This is a genomic window from Prevotella sp. P2-180 (assembly GCF_002251435.1).
GTDB lineage: Bacteria > Bacteroidota > Bacteroidia > Bacteroidales > Bacteroidaceae > Prevotella.
This window is the reverse complement of the sequence record NZ_NPJI01000096.1, coordinates 56985-77902: the sequence shown is the minus strand read 5'-3', so window position 1 is coordinate 77902 and position 20918 is coordinate 56985. Positions and strand designations below refer to the sequence as shown.

General features: G+C 47.2%; 19 protein-coding genes. 9 read left to right on the top strand and 10 right to left on the bottom strand.

From position 1 onward, the window contains the following. The first annotated feature begins 113 nt into the window (after positions 1 to 113). Genes mreD through rodA form a run of 3 tightly spaced genes read left to right on the top strand, consistent with a single transcriptional unit; the run spans position 114 to position 3911 of the window. Positions 114 to 614 (top strand): rod shape-determining protein MreD, encoded by a 501-nt coding sequence (gene mreD / locus CIK98_RS13875; RefSeq protein ID WP_094385237.1) that lies wholly within the window; start codon positions 114 to 116, stop codon positions 612 to 614. Then, positions 611 to 2461 carry a penicillin-binding protein 2 gene (gene mrdA, locus CIK98_RS13870; protein WP_094385235.1) on the top strand — a complete coding sequence of 617 codons (1851 nt, stop codon included), beginning with the start codon at positions 611 to 613 and terminating at the stop codon, positions 2459 to 2461. The genes mreD and mrdA overlap by 4 nt, the downstream gene beginning before the upstream one ends. Beyond that, positions 2442 to 3911: a rod shape-determining protein RodA gene (gene rodA / locus CIK98_RS13865; protein WP_094385233.1), complete on the top strand. Its 1470-nt coding sequence runs from the start codon at positions 2442 to 2444 to the stop codon at positions 3909 to 3911. Before mrdA ends, rodA begins: the two co-directional genes overlap by 20 nt. Before the next feature lie 15 nt (positions 3912 to 3926). Here the strand turns inward: rodA and CIK98_RS13860 are convergent, their stop codons facing one another. The 5 genes from CIK98_RS13860 to CIK98_RS13840 all read right to left on the bottom strand — a co-directional run bounded on the left by CIK98_RS13860 (position 3927) and on the right by CIK98_RS13840 (position 9790). After that, positions 3927 to 4397 (bottom strand): gliding motility lipoprotein GldH, encoded by a 471-nt coding sequence (locus CIK98_RS13860; protein WP_253249747.1) that lies wholly within the window; start codon positions 4395 to 4397, stop codon positions 3927 to 3929. After that, entirely contained in the window at positions 4390 to 5598 is a 1209-nt protein-coding gene (locus tag CIK98_RS13855) for a regulatory iron-sulfur-containing complex subunit RicT (protein WP_094385229.1), read from the bottom strand. Before CIK98_RS13855 ends, CIK98_RS13860 begins: the two co-directional genes overlap by 8 nt. Positions 5599 to 5624: 26 nt before the next feature. Next, a complete protein-coding gene (locus tag CIK98_RS13850; RefSeq protein WP_094385227.1) occupies positions 5625 to 6761 on the bottom strand; it encodes a DNA polymerase III subunit in 1137 nt (378 codons plus the stop codon). Position 6762: 1 nt separating this feature from the next. Continuing rightward, entirely contained in the window at positions 6763 to 7719 is a 957-nt protein-coding gene (locus tag CIK98_RS13845; RefSeq protein ID WP_094385225.1) for a methylenetetrahydrofolate reductase, read from the bottom strand. A gap of 94 nt (positions 7720 to 7813) precedes the next feature. Next, positions 7814 to 9790 (bottom strand): alpha-L-arabinofuranosidase C-terminal domain-containing protein, encoded by a 1977-nt coding sequence (locus CIK98_RS13840; RefSeq protein WP_094385223.1) that lies wholly within the window; start codon positions 9788 to 9790, stop codon positions 7814 to 7816. A 158-nt stretch (positions 9791 to 9948) separates the two neighbouring features. Here CIK98_RS13840 and xylE point away from each other — a divergent pair, with 158 nt between their 5' ends. Together xylE and CIK98_RS13830 are read left to right on the top strand one after the other, a co-directional pair. After that, a complete protein-coding gene (gene xylE, locus CIK98_RS13835; protein ID WP_094385221.1) occupies positions 9949 to 11400 on the top strand; it encodes a D-xylose transporter XylE in 1452 nt (483 codons plus the stop codon). 21 nt (positions 11401 to 11421) lie between these two features. Then, the gene (locus tag CIK98_RS13830; protein ID WP_094385219.1) at positions 11422 to 11772 is read left to right on the top strand and encodes a response regulator; all 351 of its coding nucleotides are present in this window, start codon (positions 11422 to 11424) and stop codon (positions 11770 to 11772) included. A gap of 37 nt (positions 11773 to 11809) precedes the next feature. On the opposite strand, the gene CIK98_RS13825 is transcribed toward CIK98_RS13830, so the two are convergent. Beyond that, the gene (locus CIK98_RS13825) at positions 11810 to 15055 is read right to left on the bottom strand and encodes a S41 family peptidase (RefSeq protein WP_094385217.1); all 3246 of its coding nucleotides are present in this window, start codon (positions 15053 to 15055) and stop codon (positions 11810 to 11812) included. 29 nt (positions 15056 to 15084) lie between these two features. Further along, a complete protein-coding gene (locus CIK98_RS13820) occupies positions 15085 to 15840 on the bottom strand; it encodes an SDR family oxidoreductase (protein WP_094385215.1) in 756 nt (251 codons plus the stop codon). 271 nt (positions 15841 to 16111) lie between these two features. Here CIK98_RS13820 and CIK98_RS13815 point away from each other — a divergent pair, with 271 nt between their 5' ends. Genes CIK98_RS13815 through pyrH form a run of 4 tightly spaced genes read left to right on the top strand, consistent with a single transcriptional unit; the run spans position 16112 to position 18988 of the window. Then, positions 16112 to 17293: a phosphoribosylaminoimidazolecarboxamide formyltransferase gene (locus CIK98_RS13815; RefSeq protein WP_094385213.1), complete on the top strand. Its 1182-nt coding sequence runs from the start codon at positions 16112 to 16114 to the stop codon at positions 17291 to 17293. A gap of 14 nt (positions 17294 to 17307) precedes the next feature. Further along, positions 17308 to 17496, top strand: a complete 189-nt coding sequence (locus CIK98_RS13810) for a hypothetical protein (protein ID WP_094385212.1) — start codon at positions 17308 to 17310, stop codon at positions 17494 to 17496. A gap of 15 nt (positions 17497 to 17511) precedes the next feature. Then, a complete protein-coding gene (locus tag CIK98_RS13805) occupies positions 17512 to 18252 on the top strand; it encodes a biotin--[acetyl-CoA-carboxylase] ligase (protein WP_094385210.1) in 741 nt (246 codons plus the stop codon). A 25-nt stretch (positions 18253 to 18277) separates the two neighbouring features. After that, the gene (pyrH, locus tag CIK98_RS13800) at positions 18278 to 18988 is read left to right on the top strand and encodes a UMP kinase (RefSeq protein ID WP_094385208.1); all 711 of its coding nucleotides are present in this window, start codon (positions 18278 to 18280) and stop codon (positions 18986 to 18988) included. Between the two features lie 11 nt (positions 18989 to 18999). Here the strand turns inward: pyrH and CIK98_RS13795 are convergent, their stop codons facing one another. The 3 genes from CIK98_RS13795 to CIK98_RS13785 are packed head-to-tail and all read right to left on the bottom strand — an operon-like array spanning position 19000 to position 20807. After that, a complete protein-coding gene (locus tag CIK98_RS13795) occupies positions 19000 to 19374 on the bottom strand; it encodes a DUF4834 family protein (RefSeq protein WP_094385206.1) in 375 nt (124 codons plus the stop codon). A 4-nt stretch (positions 19375 to 19378) separates the two neighbouring features. Further along, positions 19379 to 20092, bottom strand: coding sequence for a CDP-diacylglycerol--serine O-phosphatidyltransferase (gene pssA, locus CIK98_RS13790; RefSeq protein WP_094385204.1), 714 nt, complete (start codon positions 20090 to 20092; stop codon positions 19379 to 19381). 19 nt (positions 20093 to 20111) lie between these two features. Continuing rightward, positions 20112 to 20807, bottom strand: coding sequence for a phosphatidylserine decarboxylase family protein (locus tag CIK98_RS13785; RefSeq protein ID WP_094385202.1), 696 nt, complete (start codon positions 20805 to 20807; stop codon positions 20112 to 20114). Between the last annotated feature and the right edge of the window lie 111 nt (positions 20808 to 20918).

The window sequence follows — 20918 nt, the reverse complement described above, 5'->3', positions numbered from 1 at the left end:
TCAAGGGTTTTATTTAAACCACAGAGATAAAGAGGAAAAGAGGGTTTGTATAAATACTCTATATCTCTTAAACTCTTTGGTTTAAAATAACTTCCGAAAATGAAAATATATAAATGACAACAGAAGTTCTGAGCCGTATTGGCGTCTTTGTGGTGCTGTGTCTCGTACAAGCACTCGTATTGAACCATATACACTTGTTTGGGGTGGCTACGCCATTGCTGTATGTGTATCTGGTGCTGCAGTTTCGCCGGTCTTATCCAAGATGGGCGATATTAGTGTGGTGCTTCCTGCTGGGGGTGGTGATTGACACTTTCTCTAACACTCCGGGGGTGGCATCTGCATCGCTGACATTCGTCGGTGTGCTACAACCGTACTATTTTGAACTGTTTATACCACAAGATGCACCTGACGACATGAAACCCTCGTTGAGAAACATGGGATTCCTGAAATTTCTGTGTTATTCGTCTGTGCTTGTGGCCATCTTCTGTCTTCTGTTCTTTACACTCGAGACATTCAATTTCTTTAACTGGCTGCAGTGGATAGAATGTGTAGGTGGAAGCACACTATTGACGCTCATCTTTATTATCACTATAGAAATAGTCAGGAAGAAGTGAAAGACTATCAGCTCGAAAACAGAAAGTATGTGATTGGAGGCGTTGCCATCGTCATTGTCACCATATATATAATAAGGTTGTTTACCTTGCAGATAATGAGCGATGACTACAAGAAAAACGCAGACTCTAATGCTTTCCTAAAAAAAATTGAATTCCCGTCGAGGGGTATCATTACTGACAGAAACGGCAAGCTGCTCGTGTATAACCAGCCTGCCTATGACATTATGGTCGTGATGAAAGAGGCTAAGGGAAAACTTGACACTCTTGCCTTCTGTAACACTCTCGGCATTACCAAGGAGGAGTTTGACCAAAGGATGACGACCATTAAGGACAGGTCGAAAAATCCTGGTTATTCACCTTACACCCAACAACTGTTTCTTAGCCAACTGTCGGAAAAGCAGTTCTCAATTCTCAACGAGAAGATTTTCCGATTCCCTGGATTCTATGTGCAACGACGCAGCATAAGACAGTATGAGTATCCATACGCGGCACATGTATTGGGCGACGTGGCTGAGGTATCGCCGGCTGACATAGAAGAGGACGAATACTACCAACCCGGTGACTACATAGGGAAGCTCGGAGTGGAACGTAGTTATGAAAAACAACTCAGAGGAGAGAAAGGTGTACAGATACTTCTGCGCGACGCCCATGGACGAATACAAGGCAGCTATCAGAACCATAGTCTCGACCGACGCCCCGTGGCAGGAAAGAATCTCACACTGAGCATAGACATAAAACTGCAAGCCCTGGGGGAAAGGCTACTCGAAGGAAAGATAGGAAGCATTGTTGCCATAGAACCAGCTACGGGAGAGGTGCTATGCATGGTGTCGTCGCCCACATACGACCCAAGAATAATGGTGGGAAGGGAGAGAAGCAAGAATCACAGGATGCTGAGCCGCGACGCATGGAAACCGCTGCTCAACAGAAGTATCATGGGACGGTATCCTCCCGGCTCGACCTTCAAGACTACCCAAGGCCTGACATTCATGAGCGAGGGCATTATCGGGCCGTCAACGGTCTATGGATGTTCGCATGGCTTTTACTTCCGAGGACTTCATGTGGGCTGTCACGGACACGCCTCGCCACTGTCGCTTGTGCCCGCCCTGAGCACATCATGCAACGCCTTCTTCTGTTGGGGACTATACCACATGATAGGCAACAGACAGAAGTACGGGTCGGTGCAGAATGCCATGAACACGTGGAGAGACTATATGGTGAGCATGGGATTCGGCTATAAGCTCGGCATAGACTTGCCGGGAGAGAAACGAGGGCTGATACCCAATGCGGAATTTTACGACAAGGCATACCACAGTTCCTGGAACGGACTTACTGTGATAAGTATATCGATAGGGCAGGGTGAGGTGGATGCCACACCGCTTCAGATAGCCAACCTTGGAGCGACAATAGCCAACCGAGGGTACTATTATGTGCCGCATGTGGTGAGAAAGGTGCAGGGTGAACCCCTTGACACTACTTTTTCCCGAAGACACTATACAAAGGCAAACCACAGGGCTTATGAGTATGTGGTGCAGGGCATGAGATCGTCAGTGTTAGGCGGAACATGCCGTGGACTGGCACATTATGAGTTTGAAGCATGCGGAAAGACGGGTACGGCACAGAACCGTGGACACGACCACTCAGTGTTCATGGGATTTGCACCGAAGGACAATCCGAAGATAGCCATTGCCGTGTATGTGGAGAACGGAGGATGGGGAGCTGATTACGGTGTGCCCATCGGTGGCTTGATGATGGAACAGTACATTAACGGAAAACTATCGGATGCCTCTATGGAGAAGGCAGAGGAATTCCAAAAAAGACGCATTTCTTATGGTTCAGCAAATAGATAAACGTCCGAGCGTGATACGCTCATTAGACTGGGTGACAATATGTCTGTACATAGTGTTGCTCGCTTTTGGATGGATAAGCGTGTGTGGTGCAAGCTATACATACGGTGATACGGAGATACTCAGCCTAGGCACCCGTTCGGGTATGCAGGTCGTGTGGATTGGCACGTCAATATGTTTAGGTTTTGTGATACTTATGCTTGACGACCGTTTCTACGACACTTTTTCCTATATTATATACGCAGTGTTGCTGCTGTTGCTGTTTGCCACCATATTTAACCCGCATTCCATAAAAGGCTCGAGGTCATGGTTAGTGCTTGGACCGCTGAGATTGCAGCCGGCAGAGTTTGCGAAATTTGCGACGGCATTAGCTTTGGCAAAGTTTATGAGTACGTATGGTTATTCAATACACAAGTTGAGGGATGCGATAATTACTTTTGCCATCATCCTTGTGCCAATGATGTTCATCGTGCTTCAGAGAGAGACCGGTTCAGCCTTGGTTTACCTGTCGTTTATGCTGATGTTCTACCGTGAGGGTATGCCAGGTAGCGTATTGTTTACGGGAGTGGCAGCTGTGGTATACTTTGTTGTAGGTATAAGGTATGAGGATGTGATGCTATGGTCTACTCCCACGTCGTTGGGTAAGTTTGTCGTGTTGCTATTGGTGCAGCTGTTCAGTGCAGGCATGGTGTATGTGTATTGTAACAACAAAAAAGGAGCATTAAGCATGGCGGGATATTGCTTGGCGATAACACTGTTGTTTATGCTGTTTTCAGAGTTTGTGATACCATTTGATATTGTGTGGGTGCAATTGGTGGTTACTGCCGTCGCCATAGGCTGGTTGTTGTGGCAAGGACTTGGAAGCAGGATCAGGGAGTATTATTTCATATTCTTGTTTGCAATAGGCTCGATGGCCTTTTTTTATTCGGCTGACTATGTGCTGAACAATGTGTTGGAGCCGCACCAGAGGGTGAGGATTAATGTGCTGTTGGGACTTGACGAGGATTTGGCCGGTGCCGGATATAACGTTCACCAAAGCGAGATAGCCATTGGCTCAGGCGGTCTTGAGGGGAAGGGATTCCTAAATGGCACGCAGACGAAACTGAAGTTTGTGCCTGAGCAGGATACCGACTTCATCTTCTGTACCGTAGGTGAAGAGGAAGGATTTCTTGGTTCGGCAGGTGTGTTGTTGCTGTTTCTTGCACTCATACTAAGACTGATCTATTTGGCAGAGCGCCAGCCGTTCCGTTTCGGCCGGGTATACGGCTATTCGGTGGTGTCGGTATTTTTATTCCATGTGTTCATAAATGTAGGCATGGTATTAGGTCTGACCCCTGTGATAGGCATACCGCTACCTTTCTTCAGTTATGGCGGTTCGTCGTTATGGGGTTTCACCTTCCTCCTTTTCATATTTCTTCGAATAGATGCGGGCAGGAAAGCCGTGAGAAGCTGAAGGGTGTCGGTGGGGCTATTGTATCTTTTCGAGAGTGATGCCCACGTCGGAGATGCCGGGTAGTATTTCCCGTTTCATGTTGTGACGGATATGAATGGCGACAGAGTCGTCTTTCATCAGTTGAATGTTAGAGATATGGCAGTTAAACTGATAGCAGCTGACGCCACGTCCCTTAGACATGCCGTCGTTGTCGAACAGTGAACAATTGATGGTATCGCTGTCTATGATATTATCGGGACTTACAACCTTGTCGACAATGAGGCAAATGGTCTTAAAAGGATAGGCGTCGGTGATTCTCAGTCCGATGACAGCTTTCAGTTTCATGTCAGACGACAGTCGTGGGACATTGAAAGTGAGAGTGTCATTTTTCTCCCATCCAGTGAGTTGGGTGTGATGGTATTGGCTGAATATTGTAGAGCGGTTGCATGACACAAAGGCCATAGCAACCGCAACAAGTATGGATAAAAAGAAGATTTTTTTAGTCATTATCGTCCTGCTTTGGGTTGTTTTGCTTTGGCGGGCGAGGAGCGTTGCCCTGTGGTTTCTTTTGCCCCTTTGGCTGCTGTTGCTGTGGCTGCTGCTTAGGCTGCTTGTTTTTCTTTTTCTTTTTCTTAGCCTTGTCGAATCGGCTGATATTCTCGTTAGCCAGCAGGTCGGCATTAGGCTTGGCAGACTGCCTTTGTTTACCGTCTTCATGCAGCGACTCAGGCTTTTCACCCCTTTTGTTCATTTCGATAATCTTTCTTGCCCTTTCCGCCGATATGGTCTCAAGGTTAGCGGCAATGTTTTTGTCGGTGGAGTATGTGATGAGTCCGGCGAGGATATCAGTTTTGAAGAGATAGTAATCGCCGTCGGCAGTTTGTAGGATTATTTCCCTGCTAGGCATCTTCCGTCCAGCCTCTACATAGTCGTCCACCTCGTAGTTGAGGCAGCATTTCAGTTTTGCGCACATTCCGGCGAGCTTTTGCGGATTTAACGAGATATCCTGGAAGCGGGCAGAGTTGGTGCTGACGCTTATGAAGTTTTTCATCCATGTGGCACAGCACAGTTCGCGTCCGCAAGGGCCAGTACCGCCTATTCGTCCAGCCTCTTGTCTTGCACCGATTTGTTTCATTTCTATCCTTACGTGGAAAGTCTCGGCGAGAACCTTGATGAGCTGTCGGAAGTCAACACGTTCGTCTGCGATGTAATAGAAGATAGCCTTGTTGCAGTCGCCTTGGTATTCCACGTCACCGATTTTCATTTGCAGTCCGAGGTCTTTAGCTATCTGTCTGCTTTCAATCATGGTGTCGTGTTCCCTGGCCTTAGCCTCCCGGTACTTATCCATGTCGACGGGTCTTGCAATTCTGTATATCCTCTTGATATCGTCAGCCGACTTGAGGTTAGCCTTTTTAATTTGTTTTTTCACGAGGCGTCCAGTGAGTGTCACTACGCCGATGTCGTGTCCCGGGTTAGCCTCAACCGCCACGATGTCTCCCTTTTTAAGTTCGAGATTGTTGGAGTTGTGGTAGTATCCCTTTCTGGTATGCTTGAACTGCACCTCCACCAAGTCTGTGGAGTCAGCATTGCCAGGCACGTCAGCCAGCCAGTCGTAGGTGTTGAGTTGTTTGTCTTGTCGGCCGATGGCATTTTTGCAAAGCCCTCTGTCGCCGTCGCAGCATATTCTTATTTCGTTGTCTTTATTCATAAAACTTTAATATATATGGAATGATTTCATTTCTTGTTCAGCAGGAGCATAATAGTTCTGAGTGCCATGTCGAAAAACACTATCTTAGCGTTAGCATTTTGTTTTATGTCCCTTTGTATCTTGTCAGCCATCTCGGTGAAAGCGATGATGTTTGACTCGTTGATGAACCTGGCGAAGTTTTCGGCAAATGCCTCTTCGTCGGCGTTCATATAGTTTAGGTCGGGATTGCCGAAGTTGTACATGAAGTTTTCCCTTGTGAAGCGTGAGAAGTAGTCGATGAACCGTTTTTGCCTCTCACGTCCGTATCCTTGTATTTGTTCGCTCCATTTCTTCAGTTCTCTGATATCCCTTTTGTAAGCCAGTCTCATCAGCTGTTTATAGTCATCGAGAAACTCTGCATTTTCTGAGTCGTTCTCTATCTCCCTTACCGCCGTGAGCCAATTGCCGTTAGCCAGACGTGCGATGCGCATGGAAGTCTCGTCGCCCAGACTGTATCTCTCTTTCAGAGCCGTAGCTATATGGCTTGTCTCGATTCGTTTGACATCAATTCGTTGAGTTCGGCTACGAATGGTTTCGAGCAGTTTGTCCGGTTCTTCGCTCACAAGTATGAACACGGTGCCGTGTGGCGGTTCCTCGATGAGTTTCAGGAGTTTGTTGGCGCATTCGACATTCATTCTTTCCGGAAGCCAGATGACAGACACCTTGTATCCCCCTTGGCTTGACATGAGGCTAAGCTTTTTCACCAGTTCGTCGCTTTCGCCCGCAGTGATGATAGCCTGCTGGTTGTCGGCACCGATGATGTTCATCCATTGGTCCATGCTGAAATAAGGGCTTTCGCAAATCATCTGTCTCCATTGTTTTGCGAAGTCGTCGCTCACAGGTTTATGATCAGATGCCATTGATGGCAGTTTGATGGTAGGGTAGGTGAAGTGCAAGTCCGGGTGTTCCCATTTTTCGAGCATCAAGCATTGCCGGCATGAGCCGCAAGGCTTGTTGTCGGTGTCGTGTGAAGAGCATAGCAGATATTTGGCAAAGGCCATGGCCAATGCCATCTTCCCGGCTCCCTGCGGACCGCAGAGCAATATGGCATGCGGCATTCTGTCAGTCTTTGCCATTTGCGTAAGCCTGTTCCATGCTTCTTCTTGTCCTATTACATTCATCATCTTAAAGTAGTCTTCCTGCCACTTCTGCCACGGAGTCTACGGCAGAAACGGTGTAGAAGTGAATGTTGTTTATGCCATGTGCATAAAGTTCCTTGCATTGAGCCACTGACCATTCCACGCCGAGTTGGCGAGCCTCTTCGTCTGTTTTGCATTTCACAGCCTCGAGAGCGAGTTCTTGTGGAATATCGCAATGGAATGTTTTCGGTACCACGCTAAGCTGGCTCAGTTTAGCAAATGGTTTGATGCCGGGAATGATAGGCATGGTGACACCCATTTGGCGAGCTTTTTCGAGGAAGGCAAAGAACTTGCTATTGTCGTAGAACAGTTGTGTCACGGCATAGTCGGCACCCAGGTCCTGTTTTTCCTTGAGGTGCAGGATATCCATTTCAAGGTTAGGAGCCTCTTCGTGCTTTTCGGGGTAGCAAGCCACACCGTAGTCGAATTTCTCTCCGGGACATTTGACAGGAGTGTCGTCGGCGAAGAATCCCTCGTTGAATCTGTTCACCTGTCGGATGAGATCGGTAGTATGTTCGTGTCCTCCCTTGGTAGGAATGAAGCGCGGGTCTTCTTTCGCTTTGTCACCCCTGAGCAGTAAAAGATTTGAGATGCCAAGAAACTGCAGGTCGAGGAGTTCGTATTCAATGTCTTCTATTGTCGCACCGCTACAGATGATGTGAGGCTGTACCGGTATGCCGTATTTGTTTTGTATGGCAGCAGCAATGGCGATGGTGCCCGGTCGTCTGCGAATGCGTTGTCGCTGCAGCAAGCCGTTGTCCATTTGTTTGTATACAAATTCGCTATGATGTGTAGTGATGTTGATGAAAAGAGGGTTAAACTCTTTCAGTTTATCTATAGTGGCAAACAATTTTTCAGTACCGGTGCCTTTTAGCGGCGGCAGCACTTCGAATGAGAAATGTCTCTTTTGCTTGTCATTATTTATTAGCTCGATGACTGTCATATTTGTCGTATTAATACATTTGGCGACAAAATTACAAAAAAAAATCCGCTTAACCGAAGATTAGGCGGATTTTTTTTGTTTTTTCCTTATTATTCTACTTCTTTACCTTGTAAAGGCGGAATGTCATAGGAGAAATAGTGTCGTCGAGCACTGTTGATTTCTTTCCTGCCTTGCAAGCCAATGTTCCGTTTTGTGGGACGATGCGGTCTGGCTGGCTAATGCTGTTTTCAGCATCCATCTCATTGCAGGTGAGGGTGATGGTCTGTGCAGAGCGCTCACCCTTGATGCCGTTGAGGTTGATGCTTACCGGTTGTGGTGTCTTGCCGGTGTTGATGACCTTGATGATGATCTCGTTGCTGTTCTTGTCGTATACAGAGCTTGCGAACAGGCCGTTTTGTCCTTCCTGTCCGGCAATGAACTTCTTGTCCATGGTCATTGGAAGAACGTTGGTTCCCTTGTTTTGAGCGTACATCTGCTGAACGTAGTAGCTTACGGTCTTGAACATCTTGGTGTTGTCGAACCAAATGAGGTCAGGGCGCCACTGCCATCCGTCGACATGGGCGAGCAATGGAGCGTAGGCGGTCATGTACACGACGTCAGCGTTGCGTTCAAGGTCTGTCATGAAGGCAGCCTCGTAGAGTGATGTTTCAAAGTGATTCCACTTCTTGCCTTTGCCGTGGCAAGCATATTCGCCGGCGAATACCTTTGGACCCTTGCGGTCGTAGCTCTCGTAGCGGAGTCCGTGGCTGAGGAACCATGACTCGGGACGATAGAAGTGCTCGTCGACGAGGTCAGCCTTCTGAGCCTTCATAGCTTCCCATCCGAGGTCGAACATCTCGCCTTCAGAGTCAGGACCACTGGTGCCCACAATCTTTATGTCAGGATACTTTGCGCGGATGGCAGCCACGAACGGTTTCAGACGCTCGAAGTAGAATTTGTCCCACTGCTCGTTGCCGACGCCAAGGTACTTCATGTTGAATGGTTCCGGGTGTCCCATTTCGGCACGTATTTTACCCCATTCAGTCGTTACGTCACCATTGGCAAACTCGATGAGGTCGAGACAGTCTTGGATGAAAGGCTCAAGTTCGTCGATGGCGACGTGAGCAGCCTCGTTGTTCCAGTTCTGGAACTGGCAAGCCATACCAACGTTAAGAACCGGAAGCGGCTCAGCGCCAATGTCTTCAGAGAGTTGGAAGAACTCGAAGAAGCCAAGGCCGTAGCTTTGGTAATAGTCAGGGAAATAACGGTAGTCGAAGGTATGCTCCCAACGGTTTTGGTTCAGTGGACGATTTTCCACTGGTCCGATAGTGTTTTTCCACTGGTAGCGAGTCTCGAGGTCGCATCCCTCCACGATACATCCGCCGGGGAAGCGCAGCAGTCCCGGGTTAATGTCAGCCAGAGCCTGTGCGATATCGCGACGCATGCCATTCTTACGGTTTTTGAATGTGTTAACCGGGAAGAGGCTTACATGCTCAAGGTCAACAGGATTGGCAGAGGCGAGGAAGATGCGAAGGTTTGCCTTGTTGAATGTGCGTGGGGCATTGATTATCACCTCATACTGCTTCCAGTCGCTTGAAGACACTTCGAGTTTGTCCTCGGTGAATTGTTGCTTTTCACCCATAGTGTTTTGGTCGATGAGCTGTACGCGTATGGCACTCTTGCCCTTCGGTGCGCGAGCCCAGACGGTGAACCTGTACTGTTCGCCCTTAACCACTCCGATGCCGAAATACCCCTCGTTTTGTATACCAGTCCTGCGCTCCTTGTGTCCGGGGTCGCTAAGAGAGACATAGTGAGGACAACGCTCGAAAGGCCCATCGTTTTTGAGTTGTACTTTGCCGAAGACCTGCCATCCCATGAAACTCTGAGGAAATTCGAAAGAGCGGTTTTTTATTAACTCACCATAAAGACCTCCGTCGGCAGCATAGTTGATGTCCTCAAAGAAAAGTCCGTACATGGTGTTTTGTACCGGGGCTCCCACCTTTTTGGTGTTGATGTCCATGACATTAGTCTGGGCATTGGCCGTCATTGCTGAAGCCAGAGCAATGGCGCACGATAATACTTTAATTTTCATATTTTATAGGTATCAAGTTAGTTCGTGTTGCAAAAATAGTTAAAATATTCGGAATATGCAAATTTTTTCGATAAAATGATGTAATTTTGTGGCGTAATTGCAGAAGTGGGTCATTAAAGTACCTAAAAAGAGACTAAAATACCAATCTTATATAAAAAATGGAACAAAAAACTAGCGGTAGCAAGAGCTACCTTATTTCAATTGTGATGGTGGCCGTCTTAGGCGGTTTGCTGTTCGGTTATGACACAGCAGTAATCTCGGGAGCGGAAAAGGGTCTTCAGGCTTTCTTTATGGGAGCCGACGACTTTGTGTACACAGACTTTTGGCATGGGTTCACCAGTTCAAGTGCGCTCATAGGATGTATTATCGGTTCTGCCATATCGGGTCTGTTGGCATCAAATCTGGGACGTAAGCGCTCGCTGATTTTTGCCGGTGTGATGTTTTTCATTTCCGCTTGGGGCTCCATGTGTCCAGAGTCGTATGTATTGCCAGAAGGCAAGCCAAACCTCACGCTCCTCATTGTGTTTAACATCTATCGTGTGATAGGAGGAATAGGCGTAGGTCTTGCATCTGCCGTATGTCCGATGTATATTGGAGAGATAGCGCCAAGCAACATACGTGGTATGCTGGTGTCATGGAACCAGTTTGCCATCATCTTCGGTCAGTTAGTGGTGTATTTCGTGAATTTCTTCATCCTTGGCGATCATGTAGCACCCGCAATAGAAAGCATAGGCAACGGAATGAACCAAGTGCTTAATGGCGGTGAGGCAGCATGGGCCATTGAGACAGGATGGAGATATATGTTTGGTTCGGAAATGATTCCCGCCGGACTGTTTGCACTTCTTATCTGCTTTGTGCCCGAGACACCAAGGTATCTCGCAATGGTGGGTCAGGATGCCAAGGCAGAACGAATACTCGCCCGCATAAACGGTTCAGAAAAGGCCCGTGAGATCCTTGACGAGATAAAGAATACGGTGACAGAGAAGACCGAACGTCTGATGACCTATGGTTTCCTGTGCATTTTTGTAGGAGTGATGTTGTCGGTGTTCCAGCAGGCGGTAGGTATTAATGCCGTGTTGTATTATGCTCCCCGTATTTACGAGGCAATGGGCTTTGACAATCCAATGGTGCTCACAGTGTTTAACGGCATTGTGAATCTCGGTTTCACCTGTGTTGCCATTTTCACGGTAGAGAAGCTTGGACGCAAGCCTCTGCTTATAGTAGGCTCTTTAGGTATGGCCATAGGTGCCATTGGAGTGGCATGCACTTTTGGCAATCCTGAGCTGCAGCTGATGTGTATGATATCCATCATGGTTTACTCTGCATCGTTTATGTTCTCTTGGGGACCAATCTGTTGGGTACTCATTGCCGAATTGTTCCCAAACACCATACGTGGTGCTGCCGTTGCCATAGCAGTGGCTTTCCAATGGATATTCAACTGGATTGTGTCGACATCATTCGTGCCGATGGCAAATAGCCTGGGTTACTGGTTTGCCTATGGCCTATATGGTGTGATCTGTGTTGTAGCTGCCGTATTTGTATGGCGACTGGTACCAGAGACCAAGGGTAAGACGCTTGAAGATATGAGCAAACTATGGAAGAAAGAATAAAAAACAAAAAACATAATCATTATGAAAAAGATTCTTATTGCAGAAGACAATGATAGCAACTACATATTGATGTGCTATCTGTTGAAGAAACATTATGAGATTGTACGTGCCATTAACGGCCGTGATGCCATAGAGAAAGTGGAGCAAGGTGGCATTGATCTTGTGCTGATGGACATCAAGATGCCAGAGATGGATGGTCTGGAAGCTACAAGGATACTGAAGCCGAAGTATCCGAACCTTCCAATCATTGCCCTTACAGCCAACGCTTTCAGCAGCGACCGCGAAATGGCTTTTGAGGCAGGATGCAACGACTTCTTGTCGAAGCCAGTGAACTCCGATGTGTGTCTTGAGACATTGGCCAAGTATATATAAAAAGAATGGGGCGTCGAGCCCCATTCTTTTTTTGTTATCATTTCTTCATCATTTCTCTTACAGCCCTTTCCAACTGTCGGTCGTAACCATTGATTACGTCTTCGGGAGTGTTGTAAACCTCTATGTCGGGGTTGAGGGTGGTATTTTCGCCATAGACACCCCTCATGTCGCGACAGCCTACCTGAGGAATGCCGAATACAAGAGACGAGTCCATCAGACGCTCCCACCATACGGCAGTCATTGTACCGGCAACGGGAGTGCCTATCAGCTTACCAATATTCAGTTCTTTGTAAACCATCGGGAAGCCATGCCCGTTGCTGTAGTCATCTTCGCAGATAAGCACGCAAGAAGGCTTTGTCCATTTGTTGAACGGGTCGCGGCCGATATATTGTCCGCGTGGTACGAAATTCTGATATTCCTTGCCAGAGAGTAGGGTACAGAGGTCGTCGTGAAGCCATCCGCCGCCATTGTGACGTTCGTCAACAACCACAGCGTCGCGGTTGCGGTTGCGGTCGCTGAGCAGTTCTTCATATACTGTGCGGAAACTTTCGCTGTTCATCGCTTTCACGTGTACGTATGCTATACGTCCGCCAGAGATGCTGTCGACGAAATGGCGGTTGCGGTCAACCCATCGTTTGTAGAGCAGTTCATTCAAGACACTTTGGTCAATAGGTTTTACGGTTACCGTCTCTTTGTCTTTCCCCTTTGATTTTACAAACTCGACACGTACAGCCTTGCCAGCCTTTCCATCCAGAAGGTGGTTGTAGTCATCGCCAGCTTTTATCTCGCATCCGTCGATAGCGGTTATGATAGAGCCAGCGGCAATGCCAGTGTTCTTTACGGCAAACGGTCCGCGTTTTATTACCTCTTTAACCTTCAAGCCGTCGCCATTGTATGTCTCATCGAAGAAGAGACCGAGCGACGCCGTCTTTAGTGACGGACCGTTGGCATAGAATCTTGCACCAGTGTGTGAGGCGTTAAGTTCTCCGAGCATCTCGCTCAGCATCTCGCTGAAATCATAGTTGTTGTTGATGTAAGGCAGGAAACGCTCGTAAGTCTTACGGTATCCTTCCCAGTCCACGCCATGAATGCTGGAGTCATAGAACTTGTCTTTCACCTGTCGCCATGCGTGTTCGAAGAGATACTGCCTTTCCTCATAAGGCTTGAAGTTAAACCAAGCCTCAAAGTCCACGCTCTTTTGCGAGCCAGACATCAGGTCAACCTTTCGGATGTTGTTTTGGCAAACAAAAACATTCTTTACGTCCTTGTCGGCAACCATTCTTCCTCCGAGACCTTTCATGAGTTTGCTTGTGGTCCATTTCTTCAAGTCAACCTTCCAGAGGTCGTATCCATCCTCATACCGAGCCTGATAATACAGAGTGTTGCCATCAGGAGAGAGCAGCATGTCGCCGAGGCGAGCCGAGTTGCGTGTAAGTCTTATGATACGGTCGCGGCAGTTGACAGTGTCGAGTTCGATAGCTTCCACCTTTTTCACTTCAACCTTAGCCCCATCCTTGTCCTTACCGTTCTTTTGGTCTTTCTCGGCTTGTTGTTTAGCTTTTTCCTCTTCCTCTTTTTTCTTTTTCTCTTCCTGTCGAGCCTTGTCGTCGCGGTCAAGTTCCTCTTTGCTCATGCGGAAGCGTTCGTAGGCGTCAAGGTCGAAGAACATAAGGTAGACGTCGTCTTCAGCTCCCCAGCTGCCATGGCTGCGGAATCCTGCACGGTCGCTACTGAACAGCATAGCCTTTCCACCGAGCACCCATTTAGGGTTGCCTTCGTTGTAACCGCTATTGGTGAGGTTAAACACCTTGCCGTCGTCGTTAGCGCTAACGAGGGCAATGTCAGCATTGTTCCATCCACCAATGCCTATGTATGACGCAAGAAGCCATCGGCTGTCCGGGCTCCATGTGAAGCCGATGTCGCCGTCTTGGTAAGAATAGACAAAGCTACGGTTGAGTACGGTATGAGTCTTTTTACTTTTTATATCCATCACCTTCAGCGTCCCACGGTCTTCGTAATATGCTATTTTCTTTCCGTCGGGCGAGAACTGCGGTTGTTGTGATGTGATATTATTGTCGGTGAGGCGTGTCTCCTTGATGTCGTTGCTATAACAAAAAAGTCCGTCGTCTTTGTTTTGAAGTTCTGCCAAATATATTTGCCATACGCCGTCGCGTTCAGATGCGTATACGATGCTTCTGCCGTCAGGTGCGAAGTCGATATCGCGTTCTTGTTCCGGAGTATCGGTAATCTGTTTTGTAGTCTGGTATTCAACAGAAGTCACGTAGACGTCGCCGTGCATTACGAAGGCTATCTCCTTTCCGTTTGGCGAAACGCTTACCTCTGTGGCACCCCATGACACTACCTGTCGTTTCAGTTCGCTGTCGTTACGGTCTGCCACGACATTTATTTCCACCTTCTTAGGCTGTGTTCCCTTTCTGTCGAGGGTGTAAATTTCTCCGTCGTATCCAAAGCATAGTTTTCCGTCGTTAGAGGAACTGAGGAAACGTACTGGATTGCCTTTGAAATGGGTAAGCTGTTGAGGTGTGTTGCTGTCGATGCCACGCGAGTAGACATTAAAGGTGCCGTCTTGTTCGCTGAGGTAGCAGAAAGACTGTCCGTCGGCATTCCATACCGGTGTGCGGTCTTCACCATTGAAGGAAGTCAGTTTCTTGAATGTATCTCCACGTTTTAGCCAGATGTCGCGTGTTATGGGTGAAGTATGGTGCTTGCGCCATGGATCCTCATATCCTTTGTTGTCGTGGTAGAGAATGTCGCCGTTGGAGTTTATAGAGATATCTTCCATTGGCAGTGTGGAGAACATGACAGGTCGTCGCCCTTCAGTATCGACCTCATAAACCTGTTGGAATGAGCCGCTGAAGATGATAGACTCAGCCGACGGCATTACAGCCGAACGGAAGAGGACATGGTTATTGTCGCTGAAGGTTATAGGCAGTTCGTTGCCGCTGTTGGTAGTGAGTCGTTTAGGTTCGCCACCAAGCGCGTTAACGATATAAATGTCCATACTACCCTCGCGGTTAGATGCGAATGCGATGTTTTTCCCGTCGGGGCTCCATATTGGCATATAGTCATGAGCCGGATTGGTAGTCACTTGGTGAGCTTGTCCGCCATTAGCGTCAACGGTGAAGATGTCGCCTTTGTAGGAGAAGGCTATAGTCCTTCCGTCGGGTGAAATGGCGGGATAGCGCATCCATAGCGGATTCTGCTGGGCTGCCGATGTGGTGGCTGCCATGATAAGCAGTGAAATAATAGTTTTCCTTTTCATATAAATCTCTGGATTTTAGATATTTATAATTATTTCCTGTATATTACCGACCCGTTAGCTTGATGAGTTGCGAGAACTAGGACTTCAGCTATCTGCACATGTTTTGGAGCAGAAGCAGCATATACTACTACGTCGGCAATGTCATCGCCAGTGAGAGGAGTAATGCCTTGGTATACCTTTTCGGCGCGTTTGTCGTCGCCATGGAATCTGACGTTGCTGAAGTTAGTTTCCACCAGTCCAGGCTTAATGTTTGTTACTCTCACAGCTGTTTCAGCCACATCGATGCGCAGTCCGTCGGTAATGGTTTTTACGGCAGCCTTTGTGGCACAGTAAACATTGCCTCCTGCGTATGCAGCGTCTCCAGCCACACTGCCAATGTTAATCACATGACCTTCGTTGCGTGCCACCATAGCAGGAACGATAAGTCTTGTCATTGTCAGGAGACCCTTGATGTTTGTGTCAATCATGGTGTTCCAGTCGTCGGCATCGCCTTCGTATTCTTTCTCAAGGCCGAGGGCAAGACCAGCATTGTTGACGAGGACATCAATCACGCTCCATTCCCCGTCAAGGCTTTCGATGGCATTTTTTGCAGCTTGTGCGTCACGCACGTCGAAAACGAGAGTTTTCACTTCAGCCCCTTCAGCTTCCAGTTCTGCTTTAATACTCTCCAACCTTTCTGTCCTTCGAGCCGTAAGGATAAGTTTGTAACCCTCCTTGGCAAATCGTCTGGCACATGCTTCCCCGATACCGCTTGTGGCTCCTGTAATAAGTACGGATTTTTTCATTGTTAACTAATTATATAATAAAAGATGTATAATGTTTTTCCGATGTTATCTATTATAGAATCCAAGTATATGAACTATGAATTAATAATTTGTTGCAAAGGTAGTAAAAAAAGGATATATGTGCAACCTATATCAGTTAAAAGTTGCAAATAGGCATTTTTGGCATTAAGAAACGTATTAAAAAGAAAAAATGTGAGTAAGAGATATGATATTTGCAAAAAAAGTAGTAACTTTGCGCCATAAAATACGATAAATACTATTTTTTATAAGGATGAAAGAATTAGCATTGAAGTACGGATGCAATCCGAATCAGAAGCCTTCACGCATTTTTATGACTGAGGGTGAGTTGCCAATCGATGTGTTGAACGGTCGCCCAGGCTACATCAACTTCCTCGACGCTTTCAATAGCTGGCAGTTGGTGAAAGAACTGAAAGCCGCCACAGGCCTGCCATCGGCAGCATCGTTCAAGCATGTGTCGCCTGCAGGAGCTGCTGTAGGACTTCCACTAAGTGATACCCTGAAGAAAGTTTATTTCGTTGACGACCTGACAGTGGAACTATCGCCTATAGCATGTGCTTATGCCCGTGCACGTGGTGCCGACCGCATGAGCAGCTACGGTGATTTCGTTGCCTTAAGCGACACTTGCGATGAGGCTACGGCACTGCTTATCAAGCGTGAAGTGAGCGACGGCGTGATAGCTCCAGACTATACGCCAGAGGCTCTTCAGATACTAAAGGAGAAACGAAAGGGTACTTATAACGTCATAAAGATTGACCCGAACTATGTTCCGAAGCCCATTGAGCGCAAGCAAGTGTTTGGCATTACCTTCGAGCAAGGACGTAACGAGGTGAAACTTGACGACCCGGCACTGTTTGAGAATATTCCAACCGCCAACAAGACCTTTACCGAAGAGGCAAGGCGTGACCTGATCATTGCCCTCATCACTCTGAAATACACACAGAGCAACTCAGTGTGCTACGTGAAAGACGGACAGGCGATAGGCATTGGCGCAGGACAGCAGAGCCGCATACACTGCACACGCCTTGCAGGAAACAAGGCCGACATCTGGTGGCTTCGCCAGCATCCGAAAGTAATGAACCTTCCTTTCATCGACAAGATACGTCGCGCAGACCGTGACAACACTATCGACGTATACATCAGTGAAGATTACGACGACGTGTTGCGTGAAGGTACATGGCAGATGTTCTTTAAGGAAAAGCCAGAGGTGCTTACCATGGAAGAAAAGAAGGAATGGATAGCAAAGAACACCAAGGTGGCACTCGGCAGCGACGCTTTCTTCCCGTTCGGTGACAATATAGAACGTGCACACAAGAGTGGAGTAGAGTATATAGCACAGGCAGGCGGCTCAGTACGTGACGACAATGTTATTGAGACTTGCGACAAGTATGGTATAGCGATGGCATTCACCGGTGTGAGACTGTTCCATCATTGATAAAGAGGAAAGTTATGAGCGACATTGACGAAATAATCGCTGGTGGAGGACTGGTGTTCAAAGGTGCTCCAAAAGGTGATCCCAATGCCGGAAAAGTGAAGACGAAGGCAAAGAAAAAGAAGTATATCACTGGAGCACATGGCAGCGGGTCGGCTAAACAAAAGGCGAAATACCGCGAACAACGTGCCAACAGACATAAATAAGCCATAGCGCCAACTATGACAGAAGGAATATCATATATCCACCTTGACGAGGTAGAGTCAACAAACAGCTTCCTTCATGCTTATAGCGGAAAGGAAGGCAGCCTTATGACCATCGCCCATGCCGAATACCAGACGGCTGGGCGTGGCCAGGGAGGCAACAGGTGGGAGAGCGCTAAGGGATTGAATCTCACGTTTAGTGTAAAATCATATCCCGTAGACTTGCCAGTCAACAGGCAGTACCTGATGCTTGAGGCAGGTGCCCTTGCCGTTTATTATGCCCTTTCCGGTTATTCTGACGGATTTTCAATAAAATGGCCAAATGACATTTATTGGAAAGACTACAAGATTAGCGGGACACTGTCTGAATGCTCCGTGTCGAGTCATGGTGTAAGAAGCTGCATCCTCGGCACAGGCATCAATGTCAACCAGACACACTTTCAAGGCAATGTACCGAACCCGATATCGCTTTCAACGATAGTGGGCCATGAAGTAAGCCGTATGGCACTTCTCGAGACAGTGACAGAACATCTTACAGTATTGTTGGAAAGAATAAACAAGCGAGACTATGAGATGGTAGACAAGGAATATAAGCAGCATCTTTACCGAAACAAGGGTTATCACCTTTATGAGGATGCCAACGGAAGGTTTGAGGCAGAATATTCCGACATACTTGACAATGGACATCTGCTGTTGAAGCGAAGGGATGGACTTGTGAGCGAATATGCATTTAAGGAGGTGGCCTTTGTGCTGCCATGACAACAGACTATTATACCAAAACAATATGGCACAATACAAGAGAATACTTTTGAAGCTCAGTGGCGAGAGTCTCATGGGCAAACAGAATTTCGGCATAGATCCTGAACGTCTTGCCGACTACGCTCGACAAATAAAGGAAGTGAGCGAGATGGGTGTTCAGATAGGTATCGTAATTGGTGGAGGTAACATCTTCCGGGGACTTAGCGGTTCACAGAAAGGTTTTGACCGTGTGAAAGGAGACCAGATGGGAATGTGCGCTACAGTCATCAACTCGTTGGCCCTGAGCTCAGCATTGGGAGCTATTGGCGTAAAGACCAAGGTGCTGACTGCCATACGTATGGAGCCCATCGGCGAGTTCTATACAAAATGGAAAGCCATTGAAGCAATGGAGGCAGGATATGTCTGTATCTTCTCCGCAGGAACAGGAAGCCCATATTTCACCACCGATACCGGGTCGTCGCTAAGAGGTATAGAGATTGAGGCAGACGTGATGCTTAAGGGTACCAGGGTGGATGGCATATATACTGCCGATCCGGAGAAAGACCCTACTGCCACAAAGTTCAGCGACATAACATACGACGAGATTTACACTCGCGGACTGAAGGTTATGGACCTTACCGCCACTACCATGTGCAAGGAAAACAACCTACCCATATATGTGTTTAATATGGACGTGGTGGGAAATCTTAAGAAAGTGATGGACGGCGAACCAATAGGAACATTGGTTCATAATTAACTCCAGGACTATTATTCCTCGGTGAATTCAACATATTCACCCTCCTCTTCGGAGATAATCTTGCGAGAGCGTTCTTGTGGGCGGCGGTTGTCGATAATCACCTCACCTTCGGTGGTCGACGACTGTCGCCTTTCCGTATGTCCTTGGGCGTTAGGGGCTTGATGTCCTGAAGCAGCCTTTCTATGACTGCCTCCACGGAATACATACTGACGCTGTTGACGTCTGGCAGTCTGCCGTTCGTATTCTTCCTCTTCGTCTATTTCACCATTTGCAACACCTCTCATGCGTTTCATTATTTTCAATATAAAGTTGAAAGCAAGTAATACAACGATGCTGACAAATATCAGAATAATCAAAACAAAGAGAATCAAACCTTTGAGTATCATGAGATTAAGATAGTTTGTATTGATTGGAAATAACAGATAGTATCACATACCAGCCTATTACGACCGCAATGCCAGTAACACCAAAGATGATTAATAGAGGCACAGAAGAAATAAGAAATACATACTTCACCTCGTTGTCTTTCCATCCCCACTGCTTGAATTTCAAAGCGAAAAGAGGTATTTCGGCTATCAGTAGCCAACTGGTTATAAACACGAGGGCAACAATGACCAAAGCCATATATGGCGATGACGCCAACAGATTAGGACAACCAACAATCAGCGATGCCCAGAAGAGAGCATTGGCAGGCGTTGGAACGCCAATGAATGACGACGACTGACGCTCGTCGAGATTAAACTTTGCAAGGCGTAATGCAGAAAAAGCAGCCATCACAAAAGCCAAATAAGGTATCAACGAACTTACCGGCAGCATAAACTCTGGATAATCGTGAGTATACAGCACAGAGAATATCATGGCAGAAGGAGCCACGCCGAATGTCACATCGTCAGCAAGAGAATCAAGCTCTTTTCCTATAGGCGATGAGACTTTCAGCAAGCGAGCGCTCATTCCATCGAAGAAATCAAACACTGCACCAAGAATAATGAAGAGCAGAGCCTTCTCGTAGCAACCTCCCAAAGCAAATGTAGTGGCTATGCAACCACAGACAAGATTTCCAGAGGTGAGAGTGTTAGGGATATGCTTGGTAATACAATTAGCCATATGATTACACCTTATTATATTATATCTTCGGAAGACGTGCAATGACGGTAAGGTCGCCAGTGGTATATTGTCCAATCTTTACCAAAGGCTCGCTGCCTAATGGCAGATAAACATCCACTCGTGAGCCAAGCTTGATGAAGCCCAAGTGTTCGTCGATGAAGCATTCCTCACCTTCCTTGGCATATGTCACAATACGACGAGCCATGGCACCAGCAATCTGACGGCATAGAATGTCGTCGCCTTCAGGAGTGGTAATCATAACGTCCGCATGCTCGTTTTCCTCGCTGGCCTTCGGAAGCCAAGCCTTATGGAAGTTTCCGTTGAAATGCTTCACGAATTTTACTTTGCCGTCAACAGGAAACCAGTTTGCGTGAACATTTACAAGACTCATGAATATGGAAATCATAAGACGGCGGTCGTGGAAATACTCGTTTTCTTCAACTTCTTCCACCACAACTATCTTACCATCGGCAGGCGCAACCACAATACGCTCTGTGTCTTCCTTAAACTCACGGATAGGACATCGGTAGAAGTTCAGGACAATAGCCCAAGCGATGCCAACAACGGCAACGAAACTCCAGAATACCCCAGCCGGTACCCCGATCCAATGCAGAAAGACAGCGACGGCAACAATTCCAGCTAAGCTATATATTAGTGTTCCGGTGCCTTCTCTGTGTATCCTTTGTTTCTTCAATTTTCGTATTCTTTTTCCCATGAGGTAACTCGTTGATTGATATTTGCACTGCAAAGATACATCTTTTTTGAATAATAAACAAACTTTTTTCAATTTCTTTTGGTTATTTCGCGGAATAAGCGTAACTTTACA